Source organism: Citrobacter sp. TBCS-14, assembly GCF_005280805.1.
Taxonomy (GTDB): Bacteria; Pseudomonadota; Gammaproteobacteria; order Enterobacterales; family Enterobacteriaceae; genus Citrobacter; species Citrobacter gillenii.
Genome location: NZ_SZWM01000580.1, coordinates 1 through 226 on the forward strand (window position 1 = coordinate 1; position 226 = coordinate 226).

A 226-nucleotide genomic window follows, 5' to 3' on the forward strand; every position below is an offset into this window, starting at 1 on the left:
GTTGATCAACCCTTCAGCCGGGTTGTGTCCCTGCCCTGTGTAGCCTCGCTCGGCCCATCTTTCGAGAATCAAGCCAGCTTCGGTATGGCACGAGGCGGAATCGGCATTGTACTCATACACCTTCAGTCCGCGTTCATCCATACAGAAATCCATACGACCCGTAATCATATGATGCCGACGACGCTGCCAGGAAAGGCGCAGGCGCGGCCAGAGGATTTTCGGGATA

At 55.8% G+C, this 226-nt stretch carries 1 protein-coding gene; it reads right to left on the reverse strand.

Annotated features, from left to right (window positions below; all coding sequences use genetic code 11):
* Positions 1 to 226: glutathionylspermidine synthase family protein (locus tag FDX22_RS20045; protein WP_186805373.1), on the reverse strand; the 226-nt coding region annotated here is incomplete at both ends.